The following is a 15,405-nucleotide window of genomic DNA, read 5'->3' as shown; positions in this document are numbered from 1 at the left end:
GGGCAAGGCAAACGGGGAATCACTCCCCATCGTCAAAATGGCATCACGACCATTTCGCGACGACGCCACGCCGGATGCGACATCCGGTATCGAAATACATTCTGTTCCGGGGTTTTTCATGCACCAGTTCGATCTGATTGTTGTCGGCAGCGGTCCGGCGGGAAGACGGGCCGCCATTCAGGCCGCCAAGCTCGAAAAGAAGGTTCTGGTCATCGAGAAAGGCAGCCGTGTCGGCGGCGTTTCCGTGCACACTGGCACCATCCCGTCCAAGACCCTGCGCGAAACCGCGCTCAATCTCACCGGCTGGCGCGAGCGTGGTTTTTACGGGCGCGCCTATCGCGTCAAGCAGGAGATCGACGCCGACGATCTGCGCCGCCGCCTGCTCATCACGCTGGATCATGAAGTGGAAGTGCTGGAGCACCAGTTCGCCCGCAACCGCGTGCAGCACATTCGCGGCACGGCAAGCTTCGTCGACGCCAACACCATGAAAGTGGTGAAAAGCGACGGTGAAGTCATGACTGTCACCGCCACCTCAATTCTGCTCACCATCGGCACCCGGCCCTACCGACCGCCGCATATTCCCTTCGATGGCAAGGCGGTGCTCGATTCGGACGAGATTCTCGAAATCAAGGAACTGCCGCGCTCCATGGTCGTCGTCGGCGCCGGTGTCATCGGCATCGAATACGCCACGATCTTCAGCGCCCTCGACACGCAGGTAACGGTGGTGGAACCGCGCGAGACCATGCTGGAATTCATCGACAAGGAAATCGTCGAAGACTTCACCTATCAGCTGCGCGACCGCAACATGAAGCTGATCTTCGGCCAGAAGGCGGAAAAGGTGGAGCGCGACGAAAGCGGCAAATGCCTCGTTTCGCTCAGCAATGGCCGGGTCCTGAAAGCCGAAACCGTACTCTTCGCGGCCGGCCGCGTCGGCGCCACCGATACGCTCAACCTGTCCGCCTGCGGACTGGAGGCCGACAGCCGTGGCCGTTTGAAAGTCGATCCCGAGACCTTCCAGACCTCGGTACCCAACATCTATGCCGCCGGCGATATCATCGGTTTCCCGAGCCTTGCCTCCACGTCAATGGAACAGGGCCGCATCGCCGCCCGCCATGCCGTCGGCGCACCGGCCGGCGAACCGCCGCAGTTCTTCCCCTATGGCATCTATGCCGTGCCTGAGATTTCCACCTGCGGCCTGACGGAAGAAGAAGTCATCGAACGCGGCATTCCCTATGAATGCGGCATCGCCCATTTCCGCGAAACCTCGCGCGGCCACATCATGGGCCTCGACAGCGGCCTGTTGAAGATGATCTTCTCGCTGAAAACCCGCCGCCTGCTTGGCGTCCACATCGTCGGCGAAGGTGCCACAGAACTGGTGCATATCGGTCAGGCCGTGTTGAACCTCAAGGGCACGGTGGAATATTTCGTGGAGAATACGTTCAACTATCCCACACTTGCAGAAGCTTACAAGATCGCCGGGCTGGATGCCTGGAACCGTATGGGTGAGATCAAGAAGGATTGAGGCGGAATATTCGGCGGGGCGGCAAAATGCCGTGAAAGCGCTTTTGACAAGGTCATAGCCTTCCCTCCTCGTCGCCCCGGATTTGATCCAAGGTCCAGCCAGCCCAAGTCCCTGGGCCAACAAGGCTCATCCCGCAGCCACGATGCCAAACCCCTGCGTCGTCATCCTCGGGCTTGACCCGAGGATCCACAACCAGGCGCACCATGGATCCTCGGGTCAAGCCCGAGGATGACGCCGAGTTTTCAGCAATCCCGCCGCAGATGGAACCGCCCTCACCAGCGGATACTATACCGCGCACTCACCCCCGGCCTAAAGTGGTCCGCATAGCCCTGATCGAGCGTGCCCCGCACGGTCAGGTGATCGCCCAGTTTCTGCTCCACCGCCACACCGCTGCTGAACTCGTTGAAGCTGTTGCGGCTCGCCCCCGTCAACACGAAGGCGGTGCCGGTTTCGGAGCGGGACAGGCGCAGCGACTGCGATACATCAAGCCCGTTCCATTGCTGCGCCGTGCCGTCATAACGCACGGTGAAATTACGGTTTGCCTCAATGTCGAGTTCCGGCGTGACGATACGCTTCTGCTGCAAGGTCATGGAAACGCTGCTCGACCCGGTCAGCGCATTGAACATCACACCGACGTCACGCGCGAGCGAAACACCGGGCAGCTGCTCGGCCAACAGCGTGACATTGCCCCATAAGCGCACCGGCGTATCCACCACCTGCCCCGCCTTCGAAGCACTCATGCCCATTTCCAGCCCGGCGCGGATCGGCGTATCGACCGGCAGCTTCGCGCCGATGCGCGCCGTATAGGAGCGGTCGGAATTCTTGACCGGCTTCCAGATCAACCCGGCCTCATCCGCATGGGCTGCACCCGCAGCGATGAGGAGCGATAATAAAAGGGCAGAACCCGTTCGGAGCGACATATTTGTCCCCTGGCACATTAAGGGCGCGCCGGGAGAACCCGGCAGGCACGGTAAAAGCTCAAGGCCAATGGTTTGGCAGCGATAAGGCCACATCAAAGCGGCGCAAGATGCCCGAACGACCGCATTCCGCGGCCGGGGCAAATCATGCTGCGCAGGGTGCCAGATGAACGGGAGATGAACAAGAGCAGATGCAGCAAAAAGTCATGCTGCACTGCATTGTGATCGGGAAGCTTCATGTGGCCGGGTGCCTCGGCCGCTTGACGAATCGGCGGTTTCCAACCGATATTTGTCACCGCGTAGCCTGCGCCTAACCTCCACGACCTTCCCCAGCAGGGTCTTCAACGGAGGCAAAGGGACTATAGTCTCGGGCAACTGTCTTGGGTCCGATCGTTTCGGGCGAGTTGCTGGGGAACTGCGTCCGAGACCTGAAAGGCCTGACAATGACGCAAAATGGCAATCTAAAACGCCGCGTAAGAGCTCGCGCCGCCAAAACCGGCGAATCTTATACAGCTGCTCTCCAGCATATTCGTAGAATACCGGACGCTCCTTTGAGCAACTCAATACGGATAGCGGTCGCGCAGACATCCTTGTTCAACGATCCCCGTGACGTCTCTGCCCTAAAGACCTGCGGACAGGAAATGCGCCATCTTATGGGCGAGGCTCATAAAGCTGGTGCTCGCATCATACATTTCCCGGAAGGCTCAACATGCTGGCCTCATAAACGGATCATGTCGGAGAATGGCCCGCGGGAAATCGGCCCTTCCGACTGGACACGCTTTGAATGGGAAACTCTGCGCGAAGAGTTGGAGGCGACGCGAAAACTGGCGCGTAAGCTGAAGCTTTGGACGATTGTCGGATCCGTCCATCAGCTTACGCCGCCTCATCGGCCGTATAACAGCCTGTATGTCATCTCCGATCGCGGGAAGCTTGTAACGCGTTACGACGAGCGCCTGCTGTCGAACACCAAAATCTCGTTCATGTATTCGCCGGGAAGTGTACCGGTGACGTTTGAAGTTGATGGCGTGCGTTTCGGTTGCGCGCTTGGAATGGAAGCGCACTACCCGGAAATATTCATGGAATACGAGAAGCTGAATGTCGACTGCGTGCTGTTTTCCACCGCAGGCGATGGCCCGTCCAATGCCCCCGCATTTGCCGCCGAGATATTGGGGCATGCCGTGAGCAACACCTATTGGGTCAGCTATTCCACCCTGGCGGCTCAGAGCACAGCTGCTCCCTCGGGAATCGCCGCACCGGATGGCCGATGGGCAGCGCAATGCCCGATGAATGGTTTACCGGCTATCGCCATAGCAGACATTACCATCGATCGTGAAAATCCCGCGCGACCATGGCGGCGAAAAGCCCGTGGCGATCTTTATGCACCTCATCAGGTGAATAATGATCCCAGAAGCGATAGCCGGGAGCGATTTTAACAGTCGAGATCGGCCAGCGGCGCTGTTTGGCTCCGCTGGCCACCGCGCAAAGCGGAACGGACGGCATCGCCCAGACGAAACAAAAAGGCCGCAGCTTGCGCCACGGCCCTTCCATTCAATCAGCTTGCCCTGAAGAAGATTATTCGGCGTCGGCCTCAGTGGCCTTCTTCTTGGCCGGAGCCTTCTTCTTCGGAGCGGCTTCTTCGCCTTCAGCGGCGTCGTCAGCCTTGGCAGCAGCCTTTTTCTTGGCCGGAGCCTTCTTCTTGGTTTCCGTTTCTTCTTCGCCGTCGTCAGCCAGCAGCTCTTCCTTGGAAACGGTCTTGTCCGTTACCGAGATTTCCGTGAGCAGCTTGTCGATGACCTTTTCTTCGAAGATCGGAGCGCGCAGCGAAGCGGAAGCGCCTGGCGTGTTGCGGAAGAAATCGAGGATTTCTTTCTGCTGACCGGGGAACTGCTGCAGCTGCTGGAACAGCGCGCGCTGCATTTCTTCTTCGGTCACTTCGACGCCGGCCTTTTCGCCGATTTCGGAGAGAACCAGGCCGAGGCGGACGCGACGCTCAGCAAGCTTGCGATATTCTTCGCGGGCTTCTTCTTCGGTCGTGTCTTCGTCAGCAAAGGTCTTGCCCGACTGGGCGAGATCGGTGTTGATCTGGCGCCAGATGTTGTCGAACTCGGCGTCGACGAGGCCAGCCGGCGTGTCGAACTTGTACATCTCATCGAGCTGGTCGAGAATCTGACGCTTGACCTTCTGGCGGGTGACGTTGCCGAACTGGCTTTCGATCTGGCCCTTGACGATTTCCTTCAGCTTTTCAGCCGATTCGAGGCCGAGCTTCTCGGCCAGTTCGTCGTTGATTTCGACAGCAGCAGCGGCAGCAACTTCCTTGACGGTAACGTCGAAGGTGGCGTCCTTGCCTGCGAGGTTCGCAGCCGGGTAGTCGGCCGGGAAGGTCACGGTGATGGTCTTTTCGTCGCCGGCCTTGACGCCAACGAGCTGATCTTCGAAGCCGGGGATGAAGCGGCCAGAACCGAGAACCAGTTCAGCATCTTCAGCAGCGCCGCCGTCGAAGGCAACGCCGTCAACCTTGCCGAGATAGTTCATGGTGACGCGGTCGCCATCAGCGGCCTTGCCCTTCTTGGTCTCGTAGGTGCGGGCGCTTTCGGCGATCTTGAGGATCTGCTCGTTGATTTCGTCTTCGGAGACTTCAACAACTTCGCGGGTAACCTTGATGCCGTCATTGGCCTTCAGTTCGATGGCCGGAATGATTTCGTAGGCAACGGTGAATTCGAAATCCGATTCGGCCGACAGGATCTTTTCAGCTTCCTGCTCGTCTTCGGTCATGGAGATGGCCGGCTGCGTTGCAGACTTCTCACCGCGGCTGGAGAGGATTTCGGAAGGCTTTTCACGAACCAGCTCGTTGACGAGGTCGGCCATGATGGACTTGCCGTACATCTTCTTCAGATGGCCCATCGGCACCTTGCCGGGACGGAAACCGTTGATGCGAACCTTGTCCTTGGCGTCAACCAGGCGCTCATCCAGACGGGCCTTCATGTCGGCAGCCGGGATAACGATCTTGAGTTCGCGCTTCAACCCTTCAGCGAGCGTTTCGATAACCTGCATTTTCTCAAACCTTCACATCATGGCGGCGGTGCTCAGACAGCCGTTGGTTTACTTTCGAGCACTGCGCCGGAAACATCGTTCCCCGGCCGTGGCTTCCCTAATTTCTTTACACAAGCGCCTGCCGGATACCATTTCGCCTGCACCGGAGAAAAGACCAAAGGGGAGAAATGAACCCCGAAGCTCCCCGCATCTTATGAAGATGCACTCTGGCGCAAGCGTGGCACAGCCATGCTTTGCTTGTGGTGCGGGTAGAGAGACTCGAACTCCCACGCCGAAGCGTTGGTACCTAAAACCAATGCGTCTACCAATTCCGCCATACCCGCACGTTGGGCGGCGGTATGTCACAATGTTCTGAAAGGGTCAAGCACGCCTTGTCGTCGCCTTTCGTTTCCTCCGGACTTTTATTGACTACGCCGAATTGCCGCAAGGCAGCGAGCCCTCTTCCGCTCCTTGCCACGAGCGCCGGACGGAAATGAACAGGCAATCAGACAGGCGTTATCCGGAGCCGGAGAACCGCCCTTAGCTCTCAATGCGGCCCCACACCTGCACGAGAAGAACATGCGGCAAGGCGGGCAATATTTATGCGGCTATGCTGACATTATATATAGCACCGCCTACGGTTGGCGTTGCCCAATGGTCTCCGACCGTCAAATCCGCAATCCAGCCTTCCGCCCTCGCCCACAGCGCCGCGCCGGCCTTGCCGCACGTCTTCGCATCGCCGCCCCCTCCAAAGACACCAAAAGCTCATAAATTGGTCACAAATTATGCATGAATCGCCGCAATCGGGTCAATTTACCGGCTTGCCTTGCATTCTATGCATAGGTGACATCTTGCTTTGTCTGTTTTTGTTTCGCTTAAACCGATTATATTGGTGGTCATACAGAGATCAGTTCAGCCCCGGACCAAAGCCTCCCAAGACTGGCCGCAGAGACTGAACAGCACGAAGAGGAAGATGAAAATGAACATTGCACGCTCGCTGACCAACTGGCGCAAGTATCGTCAGACCGTAACCGAACTCGGCCGCATGAGCGACCGCGAACTGAATGACCTCGGCATCGGTCGTCAGGACATCCGCCGCGTCGCCAAGACCGCCGTCGGCATCTAATACGCGCCGCCGCTCATTGCGGCGGATGCGAAGACGACCTCCCCAAAAAGGCCTGAGGCTTCCGCCTCTGGCCTTTTTTCGTTTTGGGCGGCTCTCCACGTCGAAGCGGTTCTGCTAGTGCACCCGCGGAGACCGGCGGATGAAAAATGCATCAATGGCCGAGCATTAACGCCGCACCCGGATAGTGTCTGAGCCCCTTCCAACGCCCCTTTTCCCACCGCAAAGCGCCCGTGAGCGCCACCAAAGGCTGCCAAATGCGCGAAGGCCGCCTGAAACGCAGGCATTTCCGCTCATATTTTGCTCAGATGATACTCAAAGCCGCAAATTTAGCCGACATAGTGCACAAATGCATGGCAGTCGCTTAAATTCTGCACTGCACAACATGGCTTAATGTCTATATATAAATCTCAACAGCCGAGAGCACAGAGAAACCGCTGAGCCGGCCGACGAAATCAACAGATAGATTGAGGAAACGATCATGAACCCTATCCGCATCGCAAAGAACTGGATCTCCTACCGCCGCACGATCAACGAACTCGGCAGCCTGTCCAACCAGGCCCTGAGCGACATCGGCCTGACCCGTTACGACATCCGTAACGTTGCTTCCCGTTCGTTCCGCTAAGGCGTAAAAGGTCGTCCCGCTGCCCGACCTCCAGGGCGCGACGATCGAGCGACAGGTTTTAAGAAAACGGCGCCTCTGGCGCCGTTTTTGATTCTGGGGGGTTCGGCTTGAGTTCGGCCTTCAACATCGCCCAGAATTGAGAATCACGAGGAAGGCCGCAGCATCGCGGCATATTTCTTCTCCCCGCCGGGGAGAAGGTGGCCCGAAGGGTCGGATGAGGGGGCAACGTTGCCGTATCTCACTACCCTTGCCCCCTCATCCCGCTGCCGCGGACTTCTCCCCGGCGGGGAGAAGAAGCAGGCGGCACCCGCTCGTTTCACCACGCCCCGCATCTCTTCCTCGCCCACCCCAGCCGCAAAAACATTTGGCTGCCCCGCCCATGCATGCTAGTGCATCCCGCAACAATGCCGCGTCCCCAAGGGACCCGCGCGGAACCATCACTCGAATGACAGCCGCCGGACGGGAGCTTTGCCCCGCGGAGGCCCATGGATGCCAGCATGCAAGACAAGACCCATTCTCCCATTCACGTCGTGGGCGGCGGACTGGCCGGCTCGGAAGCCGCATGGCAGATTGCTGAGAGCGGCGTGCCCGTCATCCTGCACGAAATGCGCGGCGTGCGCGGCACGGATGCGCATAAGGGCGATACGCTGGCGGAACTGGTCTGTTCCAACTCCTTCCGTTCCGACGATGCGACGGCCAATGCGGTCGGCGTCATCCATGCGGAAATGCGGCTTGCCGGCTCGCTGATCATCGCCTGCGCCGACAAACACCAGGTGCCGGCCGGCGGCGCACTTGCCGTTGACCGTGACGGGTTTTCGCAGGCCGTGACGGATGCGCTTGAAAATCACCCGCTGGTGACAATTGTCCGCGAAGAAGTAACAGGCCTGCCCCCGAAGGAATGGGGCAGCACCATCATCGCCACCGGCCCGCTCACCTCACCGGATCTGGCAGCAGCGGTTCAGGCTGAGACGGGCGAAGACGCACTGGCATTCTTTGATGCCATTGCCCCCATCCTGCACCGCGACAGTATCAACATGGATATCTGCTGGTACCAGTCGCGTTACGACAAGGTCGGCCCCGGCGGCACGGGCAAGGATTACATCAACTGCCCGATGGACGAGGAACAGTACAACGCCTTCATCGACGCACTGATCGCCGGCGACACTGTCGGTTTCAAGGAATGGGAAGGCACGCCCTATTTCGACGGTTGCCTGCCGATCGAAATCATGGCGGAGCGTGGCCGCCAGACGCTGCGCCACGGCCCGATGAAGCCGATGGGCCTCACCAACGCCCATAACCCCACGGTCAAGGCCTATGCGGTCGTCCAGTTGCGGCAGGACAATGCGCTCGGCACGCTCTACAACATGGTCGGTTTCCAGACCAAGCTGAAATACGGCGTCCAGGCGGATGTGTTCCGCATGATTCCGGGTCTGGAAAATGCGGAATTCGCGCGCCTCGGCGGCCTGCACCGCAACACCTATATCGATTCCCCCATCCTGCTCGATCCGACGCTGAGGCTGAAATCGCGGCCGGACCTGCGTTTTGCCGGCCAGATCACCGGCTGCGAAGGGTATGTGGAAAGCGCCTCCGTCGGGCTGCTCGCCGGCCGCTTCGCCGCTGCGGAGCAAAAGGGTGAGACCCCGAGCCTGCCGCCGGCCACCACGGCGCTGGGCTCGCTCCTCAACCACATCACCGGCGGCCACCTCTCCTCAAATGATGAGCCGGGCAAGCGTTCCTTCCAGCCGATGAACATCAATTTCGGCCTGTTCCCGGAACTGGAGCCGGGCTCCATCGTCAAGCCTGATGGTGTGAAGCGTTTTCGCGGCAAGGACAAGACCATCATGAAACGCCAGCTCGTCGCAGCGCGGGCGCTGAAGGATTGTGCGGCGTGGCTTGGCGTGGAACGCGTCGCAACGGAACAAGAGAGCGACGCAACGCCATAGGCCCTGCCCGCATCTATCAGCCAGAATAAAGGGGCGTGTGACCGCACACGCCCTTTTTCCATTCCGGGTCACCGGATTTTGCCTTGCCCGGCCAGCCGCGCTCGGGCAAAACCATTTTACTTTGATATTAAAAGACTGAGGAGATCGAATATGGACGTTCGCGCCGCCGTTGCCATTCAGGCAGGAAAACCGCTTGAGGTCATGACCGTTCAGCTTGAAGGTCCCCGCGCCGGTGAAGTGCTTGTTGAGGTCAAGGCCACCGGCATCTGCCACACCGACGATTTCACCCTCTCTGGCGCCGATCCTGAAGGCCTGTTTCCGGCAATCCTCGGCCATGAAGGTGCGGGGATCGTCGTCGATGTCGGACCCGGCGTCACCTCCGTCAAGAAGGGTGACCACGTCATTCCGCTCTACACGCCGGAATGCCGCGAATGCTACTCCTGCACCTCGCGCAAGACCAATCTGTGCACCTCCATCCGCGCCACCCAGGGCCAGGGCGTGATGCCTGACGGCACCTCGCGCTTCTCGATCGGCAAGGACAAGATCCACCACTACATGGGCTGCTCGACCTTCTCGAACTTCACTGTTCTGCCCGAGATCGCGCTGGCCAAGATCAACCCGGACGCGCCCTTCGACAAGGTCTGCTACATCGGCTGCGGCGTCACGACCGGTATCGGCGCCGTCATCAACACCGCCAAGGTGGAGATCGGCTCCACCGCAATCGTCTTCGGTCTCGGCGGCATCGGTTTGAACGTGCTGCAGGGCCTGCGCCTTGCCGGTGCCGACATGATCATCGGCGTCGATATCAACCCGGATCGTAAGGCCTGGGGCGAAAAATTCGGCATGACCCACTTCGTCAATCCGAAGGAAGTCGGCGACGACATCGTGCCCTATCTCGTCAACATGACGAAGCGTAATGGCGATCTGATTGGCGGCGCCGATTACACCTTCGACTGCACCGGCAACACCAAGGTCATGCGCCAGGCGCTGGAAGCCTCACATCGCGGCTGGGGCAAGTCGGTCATCATCGGCGTCGCCGGTGCCGGCCAGGAAATCTCCACCCGTCCGTTCCAGCTGGTCACCGGCCGCAACTGGATGGGCACCGCCTTCGGCGGCGCGCGCGGCCGCACCGATGTGCCGAAGATCGTCGACTGGTATATGGAAGGCAAGATCCAGATCGACCCGATGATCACCCACGTGATGCCGCTCGAAGACATCAACAAGGGCTTCGACCTGATGCACAAGGGTGAATCGATCCGCGGCGCCGTTGTATATTGATTGATCCAGACGAAGGCGGGCGCGCCTGATTGCGCGCCCGCCATTCATGCAAATGTGATTGCCAGGAGCCCCTTGCAGCCATGGCGATTAACGGGACGGTAAATCTATCGTCGTAAGCCGATACTGCGCGGCGGAGTTGAAAACCTCTCCCCGGCCAGAGCAAGGCCAGACAGCGGAGAGCGACCCCTGAAAATCGTACCGATCGACAACGGAAACCGCGCCGCCGCCGTTGGCCTTCTGGCGAAAGGTTTTCCGGAAAAAAGCGAGGCCTTCTGGGCGCGTGGCCTGTCGCTTATCGGTGAACATCACGAGCGGCGTCATCTCGGCCCTATCGGCCAATTGCTGATGAAGGGCGACATTGCCGCAGGCGTCCTGCTGACGATCAGGAGCCGCCTGCCCGATACCGGCCGGGTTATCGTCAATCTTTCAAGCTGGTATGTCGAGCCGTCCTGCCGCTGGTTCGCCCCGCGGATGCTGCAGATAGCGTCATCCGACGAAGACGAAATCTTCACCGATCTCACCGCGTCGCCCGAAGCCAGCAAGCTGAACGAACGGCTGGGCTTTCACACGGTGACGGATTGCACAGTGTTTTATCCCCTGCCGCTGGCGGCTTTTCGTCCGGCAGGCGCGCGGCTTCATCCACTCACGCAGACAACGGCGGAAACCCTGTCTTCTGAAACACGCGACATGCTGGAAGACCACGCCCGCCTCGGCTGCATCGTGGCCATTCTGGAGGCGGAAGGCCGACGCCATCCGCTGGTATTCCTGAAAACCACGACGAGGAAACTGCCCTCCGCCCGTCTGATCTATTGCGAGGACCGGCAGATCGCGCAGAGGCACCTGCCCGCCATTGCCCGCCACCTGCTGGGTAAAGGCCGGCTCGCGCTGACCATGGCAGCTTGCGAGAAAGACCGAAGGGTTGGCGGTTTTGCCGCACATAAATTTGCAACAATACAAGTAAAAGGCGCATGGAGCCCACGCTTTATTAACGAAACATACTCAGAGTTGGTGTTATTGCCACCCTAGGTATTCTAGTGAATCCTGCGTGACCTGATGGAATCCTCGCCTTTACAGGCAAAGCGTCATTCCGGTGCGGGTCCATGGGGATCAAACGGGGAATTGGAGAACAAGCATGCTCGTAGCGAAAGAAAATGAAATCGACGTTGCCGACACCATTTATTCCTACCTTGCTGACCGTTTTCCCGCCTATGCGCCTTTCTCCGCCGACACCGAGCTTCTCGAAGGCGGCGTGATCGATTCGCTCGGCTTTCTGGAACTGATGGTCTTCCTCGGCGAAAGTTTCGGCATCATTCTGAATGACGAGCATTTTAACCCTGACAATCTCGGCACGCCCGCCGATCTCATCACCTTTGTCCTCAGGGAACGGAGGAGATGACACCGCATTTCCTGCTGCACCATCTTCTGGCTGCCCGCGCAGCAAGCGAGGATCAGGCGCTTGTTCACAAGGAACAATCGCTGAATTATCGCGAATTCGCGGAGGCCGCAGCACATTGTGCAGCAGCATTGCAGGAAGCAGGCGCAGAGCGCGGCGATCGCATCGTCATCTACCTGCCGCGCGGCATTGAGGAATGCTGGTCGATCTTCGGTGTCAGCATGGCATGCGGCGTTTTTGTGCCGGTGAACGCGCTGCTGAAAGCGCAGCAGATTCGTCATATCGTCAGTGATTGCGGCGCGAAGGTCGTCATCAGCAACGCGGCGATGATGGATGAGCTGAAGGCGGCGCTGGGTGATCTTCCCGATGTTACAATCCTGCGCGTGGAAGAGATCGCGGCACGCAAAAGCGCGCCCGCCCGCCCTTCGGCGGCAATCGGCGAAGACCTTGCGGCCATCCTTTATACATCCGGCTCCACCGGCTCGCCCAAGGGCGTGATGCTGTCGCACCGCAATCTTCTGGCCGGCGCGCGCATCGTGCGTACCTATCTCGATATTACCGGCAGGGACCGCATTCTCTCCCTCCTGCCCTTCAGCTTCGACTATGGCCTCAACCAGCTGCTGACGGCGGTGGAACAGGGCGCGACCACTATTATCTCCACCTTCCGGCTGGGCGACGAGATCGTCCGCGACCTGCGCGACCAGGCCATCACCGGCCTTGCCGGCGTGCCGACAATCTGGGCGATCCTGACGCGGGCAGCCCCTTTGCTCGCAAAAACGCCGTTGCCGCATCTGCGCTACATCACCAATTCCGGCGGGCGTGTGCCGCAGGAAACCGTGAAGGCACTGCGCGAAAAGCTGCCGGACACGAAAATCTACCTGATGTACGGCCTGACCGAGGCCTTTCGCTCCACTTTCCTGCCACCTGATGAAATCGCCCGCCGCCCGACCTCCATCGGCAAGGCCATTCCGGAATGTGAAATCTTCATCGTCACCGAAAAGGGACAGAGGGCAAAACCGGGCGAGTCAGGCATTCTCGTGCATCGTGGCCCGACCGTCTCTCTCGGTTACTGGAACCGGCCGGAAGACACGGCAAAAGTACTGCGCCCTCATCCTTTCATTCCAGCGGCGCTGGGCGGCGAAACCGTCTGTTATTCCGGTGATCTGGCGGTGGAAGATGAGGACGGTTTCTTCAGCTTCGTTGCCCGCAATGATGCGATGATCAAATCCTCGGGCTATCGCATCAGTCCGACGGAAGTCGAGGAAAGCCTGATGTCGACGGGGCTTTTCCAGCAAGTGGCCGTCATCGGCCTGCCGGACCCCTTTGCCGGCGAAAAGGTCCATGCCGTGGCAACGGCCGCCAATCAGAATATCGATGTAACGGCGGCGCTGAAGAAGGCCGCCGAAATGCTCGCCCCCTTCATGATCCCGCGCGCCATAGAACTGGTCGAGCGGCTGCCGATCACCGCCAATGGCAAGGTGGACTACCGCGCGCTGGTGCGTGAACGGACGGACAATGGCGCCCACGGATAAATCCCAGAACCACGGCCCGGCCCTCGCCGCCGAGTTATTCGATATCCGCGAAAACGATCTCATGATCGGCGGACTTGCGGTGCGTGATATCGTTGCAGAAGCCGGGACCCCGTGTTTTCTTTATGATAACAGCGCCATGCGCCGCGCTTATCGCGATCTCGCAACCACACTCGATGGTTTTGCAGATGTCTATTATTCGGTGAAGGCCAATCCCCTGCCCGCCATCATCTCGCTTTTCCGCAAAGAGGGCGCCGGCGCTGAAATCGCCTCCGTTGGTGAATATCGCGCTGCCGTGAAGGCCGGTGTCGCGCCTGATAACATCATCTTCGCCGGCCCCGGCAAAAGCATGGCCGAATTGCGCGAGGTGATCGAGGGCGGTATCGGCGAAATCCACATCGAGAGCGCCGAGGAAATCGCCCGTATCGAGGCTATCGGAAGACCGTTGAAAGCGTCGATCCGCGTCAACCCGGTGCCGGATGCACAGGCGGGTGCCATGCGCATGGGCGGCAAGGCCACGGCCTTCGGGTTCGACGAGGAGGAACTGGAAAACGTCCTCAAGCTCTTTGCGGACACCAGGCATATCAATCTCGTCGGCATCCATATTTACGGCGGCACGCAGATTCTCGATGCTGACATGCTTGTCTCCCAATGGCGACATGGCATTTCCCTTGCAGCGCGCATGGCCGACATGCTCGGCAAGCCGCTCGAAACCATCGATCTCGGCGGCGGCCTCGGCATCCCCTATTTCGCCGGGGAAACACCACTCGATCTCGCCAAGGTGGCCGCTGCCATTCCCGATCTCAGGGCGCTTCTTAAAGAGCACCCGCTGATCGCCGATGCCCATATCATCGTCGAACCCGGCCGCTTCCTCGCCGGCCCAAGCGGGCTCTATGTGGCGGAAGTCAATTCGGTAAAAACCTCGCGCGGCACTACCTTCGTGGTAACGGATGGCGGCATGCACCACCATCTGGCGGCCTCCGGCAATCTGGGCCAGATCATCAAACGCAATTACCCCATCGTCGCGCCGGCCATGATGCAGGCGGGCTATGACGAGACGGTAACCATCGTCGGCCCGCTCTGCACGCCGCTCGACACTCTCGCCCGCAATGCGGCCCTGCCGAAGCTGAAGGCCGGCGATCTCCTCGCTATCCTGCAATCGGGAGCCTATGGTGCAAGCGCCAGCCCCGTGGACTTTCTCAGCCATGCGGCCGCGAAGGAAGTGCTGGTGGAGGATGGGGCGTTTGAGGTGATCGGGCGCTGAGTGCACGCGACGACTTCTTTTCGATGACAGCCACTCAGCGCTTTGCTTGTGCCACGCGCCCTTTCTTCATCGTATCAAGAAGTTTGCTTTTGATCCGCTCGAAGAACGCCTGGGGGATCATACCATAGTCATATCGGCTGGGGTCCGAGGGAAGCGTCCTCAAGTGAATGCCGGGCCATTCGAATCGATTGACCTCGCTCACCCGGACCCAATTGGCCTCATCATCCAACCCCAGTTGAAGACAGAGTTCAGCCGGAATTTCGATGGATGAGTCTTCCTCGCCCAAATCGGGCGGAGAATGCGTGATCGGTACAACGATCGTATCATTGGAGCTGGAGTGATGCACAATGATGGCACAGGGCCTGTCCTTGCGACCAACAGTCAGGCCTTCGCTTTTTTCCTTATGCCACAGATAATTATATCGAACTATGAGGCCCGGAACCGGCGTCGGATAACTCACTCGGATGCTTTGCCGTATTCGGCGTTCATGATCGACGCCATCGTGTCCTCATCCATCTCGTTCACTTTGATGACTTCACGTTCGCGTCTCTGCATTTCCCGATAATGATCGAGTTCCGTAGCGGAGAGGAACGCGCCAATCGTGCGACTATGGGCAGTGACTTCAATCACGCCTGCCGACTGCACCTGTTCCCGGAACGTCGTAAATTTACGCGCGAACTCGGTTGCTGGAACTCTTATCGTTTGCGCCATAACCGCAGTCTCCTTTTTACGCAAAATACGTATTTTACGTATTTTTTTCAAGCGTAGAGATTTCTACGAT

The 15,405-nt window shown here is 59.2% G+C and carries 15 protein-coding genes and 1 tRNA gene; 10 read left to right on the top strand and 6 right to left on the bottom strand.

Going from position 1 to position 15,405, the window contains the following annotated elements:
• The first annotated feature begins 118 nt into the window (after positions 1-118).
• Entirely contained in the window at positions 119-1,522 is a 1,404-nt protein-coding gene (gene sthA / locus O8B93_RS18265; RefSeq protein WP_269711348.1) for a Si-specific NAD(P)(+) transhydrogenase, read from the top strand.
• Positions 1,523-1,794: 272 nt separating this feature from the next.
• On the opposite strand, the gene O8B93_RS18260 is transcribed toward sthA, so the two are convergent.
• Positions 1,795-2,442, bottom strand: coding sequence for a hypothetical protein (locus tag O8B93_RS18260; protein ID WP_269711347.1), 648 nt, complete (start codon positions 2,440-2,442; stop codon positions 1,795-1,797).
• A 92-nt stretch (positions 2,443-2,534) separates the two neighbouring features.
• Positions 2,535-2,735 (bottom strand): hypothetical protein, encoded by a 201-nt coding sequence (locus O8B93_RS18255; protein WP_269711346.1) that lies wholly within the window; start codon positions 2,733-2,735, stop codon positions 2,535-2,537.
• Between the two features lie 357 nt (positions 2,736-3,092).
• Here O8B93_RS18255 and O8B93_RS18250 point away from each other — a divergent pair, with 357 nt between their 5' ends.
• The gene (locus O8B93_RS18250; RefSeq protein ID WP_405049070.1) at positions 3,093-3,872 is read left to right on the top strand and encodes a carbon-nitrogen hydrolase family protein; all 780 of its coding nucleotides are present in this window, start codon (positions 3,093-3,095) and stop codon (positions 3,870-3,872) included.
• 139 nt (positions 3,873-4,011) lie between these two features.
• On the opposite strand, the gene tig is transcribed toward O8B93_RS18250, so the two are convergent.
• Together tig and O8B93_RS18240 are read right to left on the bottom strand one after the other, a co-directional pair.
• Positions 4,012-5,490: a trigger factor gene (gene tig, locus O8B93_RS18245; protein WP_269711344.1), complete on the bottom strand. Its 1,479-nt coding sequence runs from the start codon at positions 5,488-5,490 to the stop codon at positions 4,012-4,014.
• Positions 5,491-5,730: 240 nt separating this feature from the next.
• Positions 5,731-5,813 (bottom strand) — tRNA-Leu (locus tag O8B93_RS18240).
• Between the two features lie 635 nt (positions 5,814-6,448).
• Between O8B93_RS18240 and O8B93_RS18235 the strand changes: the two genes are divergently transcribed.
• The 8 genes from O8B93_RS18235 to O8B93_RS18200 all read left to right on the top strand — a co-directional run bounded on the left by O8B93_RS18235 (position 6,449) and on the right by O8B93_RS18200 (position 14,624).
• Positions 6,449-6,595, top strand: a complete 147-nt coding sequence (locus tag O8B93_RS18235) for a DUF1127 domain-containing protein (RefSeq protein WP_173987005.1) — start codon at positions 6,449-6,451, stop codon at positions 6,593-6,595.
• Between the two features lie 478 nt (positions 6,596-7,073).
• Positions 7,074-7,217, top strand: coding sequence for a DUF1127 domain-containing protein (locus tag O8B93_RS27945; RefSeq protein ID WP_003515516.1), 144 nt, complete (start codon positions 7,074-7,076; stop codon positions 7,215-7,217).
• A 485-nt stretch (positions 7,218-7,702) separates the two neighbouring features.
• Positions 7,703-9,160, top strand: coding sequence for a methylenetetrahydrofolate--tRNA-(uracil(54)-C(5))-methyltransferase (FADH(2)-oxidizing) TrmFO (gene trmFO, locus O8B93_RS18225; RefSeq protein WP_269711343.1), 1,458 nt, complete (start codon positions 7,703-7,705; stop codon positions 9,158-9,160).
• Between the two features lie 150 nt (positions 9,161-9,310).
• Positions 9,311-10,438: an S-(hydroxymethyl)glutathione dehydrogenase/class III alcohol dehydrogenase gene (locus O8B93_RS18220; RefSeq protein WP_269711342.1), complete on the top strand. Its 1,128-nt coding sequence runs from the start codon at positions 9,311-9,313 to the stop codon at positions 10,436-10,438.
• 285 nt (positions 10,439-10,723) lie between these two features.
• A complete protein-coding gene (locus tag O8B93_RS18215; RefSeq protein ID WP_309568511.1) occupies positions 10,724-11,464 on the top strand; it encodes a hypothetical protein in 741 nt (246 codons plus the stop codon).
• Positions 11,465-11,570: 106 nt separating this feature from the next.
• Positions 11,571-11,834 (top strand): acyl carrier protein, encoded by a 264-nt coding sequence (locus O8B93_RS18210; RefSeq protein ID WP_269711339.1) that lies wholly within the window; start codon positions 11,571-11,573, stop codon positions 11,832-11,834.
• Positions 11,831-13,363, top strand: a complete 1,533-nt coding sequence (locus O8B93_RS18205) for an AMP-binding protein (RefSeq protein ID WP_269711337.1) — start codon at positions 11,831-11,833, stop codon at positions 13,361-13,363. The genes O8B93_RS18210 and O8B93_RS18205 overlap by 4 nt, the downstream gene beginning before the upstream one ends.
• Positions 13,347-14,624 (top strand): type III PLP-dependent enzyme, encoded by a 1,278-nt coding sequence (locus tag O8B93_RS18200; protein ID WP_269711336.1) that lies wholly within the window; start codon positions 13,347-13,349, stop codon positions 14,622-14,624. Before O8B93_RS18205 ends, O8B93_RS18200 begins: the two co-directional genes overlap by 17 nt.
• Positions 14,625-14,658: 34 nt before the next feature.
• On the opposite strand, the gene O8B93_RS18195 is transcribed toward O8B93_RS18200, so the two are convergent.
• On the bottom strand, positions 14,659-15,084 hold the full coding sequence (locus O8B93_RS18195; RefSeq protein ID WP_269711335.1) for a hypothetical protein: 426 nt from the start codon (positions 15,082-15,084) through the stop codon (positions 14,659-14,661).
• On the bottom strand, positions 15,081-15,335 hold the full coding sequence (locus O8B93_RS18190; RefSeq protein WP_269711334.1) for a type II toxin-antitoxin system Phd/YefM family antitoxin: 255 nt from the start codon (positions 15,333-15,335) through the stop codon (positions 15,081-15,083). The genes O8B93_RS18195 and O8B93_RS18190 overlap by 4 nt, the downstream gene beginning before the upstream one ends.
• Positions 15,336-15,405 lie beyond the last annotated feature (70 nt).

Source organism: Martinezella rhizogenes (assembly GCF_027460065.1).
Taxonomy (GTDB): domain Bacteria; phylum Pseudomonadota; class Alphaproteobacteria; order Rhizobiales; family Rhizobiaceae; genus Agrobacterium; species Agrobacterium rhizogenes_C.
This window is presented reverse-complemented; position numbering and strand designations above follow the sequence as displayed.

Excerpts from the sequence above, each read along its gene's own strand:
- sthA (WP_269711348.1), top strand. The coding sequence starts at position 119 with ATGCACCAGTTCGATCTGATTGTTGTCGGCAGCGGTCCGGCGGGAAGA.
- O8B93_RS18260 (WP_269711347.1), bottom strand. The coding sequence starts at position 2,442 with ATGTCGCTCCGAACGGGTTCTGCCCTTTTATTATCGCTCCTCATCGCT.
- O8B93_RS18250 (WP_405049070.1), top strand. The coding sequence starts at position 3,093 with ATGGGCGAGGCTCATAAAGCTGGTGCTCGCATCATACATTTCCCGGAA.
- tig (WP_269711344.1), bottom strand. The coding sequence starts at position 5,490 with ATGCAGGTTATCGAAACGCTCGCTGAAGGGTTGAAGCGCGAACTCAAG.
- O8B93_RS18235 (WP_173987005.1), top strand. The coding sequence starts at position 6,449 with ATGAACATTGCACGCTCGCTGACCAACTGGCGCAAGTATCGTCAGACC.
- O8B93_RS27945 (WP_003515516.1), top strand. The coding sequence starts at position 7,074 with ATGAACCCTATCCGCATCGCAAAGAACTGGATCTCCTACCGCCGCACG.
- trmFO (WP_269711343.1), top strand. The coding sequence starts at position 7,703 with ATGGATGCCAGCATGCAAGACAAGACCCATTCTCCCATTCACGTCGTG.
- O8B93_RS18220 (WP_269711342.1), top strand. The coding sequence starts at position 9,311 with ATGGACGTTCGCGCCGCCGTTGCCATTCAGGCAGGAAAACCGCTTGAG.
- O8B93_RS18210 (WP_269711339.1), top strand. The coding sequence starts at position 11,571 with ATGCTCGTAGCGAAAGAAAATGAAATCGACGTTGCCGACACCATTTAT.
- O8B93_RS18205 (WP_269711337.1), top strand. The coding sequence starts at position 11,831 with ATGACACCGCATTTCCTGCTGCACCATCTTCTGGCTGCCCGCGCAGCA.
- O8B93_RS18200 (WP_269711336.1), top strand. The coding sequence starts at position 13,347 with ATGGCGCCCACGGATAAATCCCAGAACCACGGCCCGGCCCTCGCCGCC.
- O8B93_RS18190 (WP_269711334.1), bottom strand. The coding sequence starts at position 15,335 with ATGGCGCAAACGATAAGAGTTCCAGCAACCGAGTTCGCGCGTAAATTT.